General features: G+C 47.4%; 2 protein-coding genes. Both read left to right on the top strand.

The window, feature by feature from the left end; all coding sequences use genetic code 11:
• The coding region (locus tag AC13DD_RS04115) for a group II intron maturase-specific domain-containing protein (RefSeq protein ID WP_482930876.1) at positions 1–486 on the top strand (486 nt) is incomplete at its 5' end.
• Positions 487–603: 117 nt separating this feature from the next.
• The gene (locus tag AC13DD_RS04120) at positions 604–1,713 is read left to right on the top strand and encodes a hypothetical protein (RefSeq protein WP_114433944.1); all 1,110 of its coding nucleotides are present in this window, start codon (positions 604–606) and stop codon (positions 1,711–1,713) included.
• Positions 1,714–2,026 lie beyond the last annotated feature (313 nt).

Raw genomic sequence — 2,026 nt, forward strand, 5'->3', positions numbered from 1 at the left:
CTGAGGCTCACAGTGAATACACGAAAGAGCGCGGTAGACCGGCCCTGGAAGCGCAGCTTCCTGGGCTTCACCCTCAGCCGGAAAGGGCAGCGATTGAAAGTGGCTGACAAAGCCATCACCAAGCTGAAAACCCAGATCCGGCTACTGAGCCGCCGAACACGGGGCCACTCACTGGCCCGGGTGATCGCAGATCTGAAAGAGACCCTGCTTGGTTGGAAAGCGTACTTCGACGCAGCCGAAGTACTGAGCCCGCTGCGGGACCTGGACAAGTGGATACGGCGGAGAATGAGAAGTTACGTGTGGAAGCAATGGGGCCGAAGGGGGTATCGTGAGCTGAGAAAGCGGGGTGTCCCGGTCAGATTGGCCTGGAACACCGCGAAATCAGCCCACGGCCCGTGGCGGCTGAGTCATTCGCCGGCCCTGCGGGAAGCCTTACCGGCCCGGTTGTTCCGGACCTATGGACTGCCGGAACTGGCAGTGCGGTAACGGGTTGAATCAAGTCACTGAATCGCCGTGGTACGTGATCCGTATGCCCGGTGATGTGGGAGGAGGGGCATCGCGAGGTGCCTCCCTATCCCGATTAAAAACCTAGGGAAGTCCTAAATGGGCCGAAAGTTCATTTCTCAAAAGAAACAAACAAAAGAAGAGCTTTTTGACTCTCTGGTCAAGAATGCAATAGATTTTTTGGATTCATCGCTTGATGATTTGGAAAAGAGGCCTAAGAACTCTATTGTTGATTTTTATACATCAATTGAGTTGTTTCTTAAGGCTCGTTTGATGGATGAGCATTGGACTCTTATTCTTAGTAAACCCGAAACTGCAAATATTGACAGTTTTAGAGTTGGGGACTTTCATTCCGTTTTCCTAGAAGACGCAATCAAAAGACTTAAGTCCATCGTCAGTGAACATCTTGATCAGGCCACAATTGATAACTTCAAAGCGTTAGGTGAGCACCGTAATCAAATAGTTCATTTTGCTCATTCTGATTACGCTGATTTGTCTGCGACGAAGGCCGGTGTGGTAGTAGAGCAGTGGGCATCTTGGCATCATCTGCACACCTTGTTAACAGAAAAATGGAAAGATGTTTTTCAACTATATCAAGAAGAGTTTAAGCGTATCCACAAACGGATGATGGGGCAAAAGGACTTTATCTTAGCTAGGTACAAAGAACTAAAACCCAAAATAGAGATAGAAGAAAAATCAGGGAAAACGGTTATTGATTGTCAACATTGCAAAATGCCAGCAGCGGTTGTCAAAGAAGAGCATAAGTGGGGTTCTGATTATAGTTGTATTGTTTGTGGGGTTTCAGATACCGCAGTGGTATCAACAAGCGAAAGTATCGAGTGTCCGAATTGTCATAAAGATTTCGAATTTTTTAATAAAAACATAGATGCCTGCCCACACTGTGAAACAGCTATTACGACGGAGATGCTCATTGATTTATGTGAAGCCAAGTACACTGAGGGAGATGGCTGGTGGGAAGAGGGACAACCACATATAGCAGGATGCCATAGATGCCAATACGAAAGACCCTCTGTATTTTTTATTGACGGCCTGTGGAGTTGCGTATCTTGTTTTGATAGAGGGTGGCAGGCAATATCTTGCCCTCATTGCAACGAATTCGTAACTGGCGATATGGAAACGATTAAGTATTTCGCTTGTTATAAATGCGAAGATGAGGCTAGAGAGCGATTCAAAGCAGACGGTTTTTAACAATGCATTCAGCGGACAAGCCGCTGAATGCGGCATTATGCATTATGGAGATCGAGTGAAATTTAAAGATTTTTCAAACGCAGATGAACCAGCTTTAGAAATATTCAAGGTATGTCTAGCCCGGATTTCTCATAGTGCTACAACAACCTTGCCAGACCAAGCCTGGTAGTGGCAGATCCGAGTGGTCATGGTCGAAGTTGGCGATTATTTAGCCAGTTTCCGGCATTCAGGCACAACTCCCCCTTTCCCCCATTGGTATCGGGCCGGGGGAGCCCGATTATCTACTGGGGCACCAAGCGCTGAACCAGTGCTG

This window comes from Marinobacter sp. L-13 (genome assembly GCF_056857715.1).

What these genes read in the sequence shown, in the direction of transcription:
- AC13DD_RS04120 (WP_114433944.1), top strand. Translation starts at nt 604, where the DNA reads ATGGGCCGAAAGTTCATTTCTCAAAAGAAACAAACAAAAGAAGAGCTT.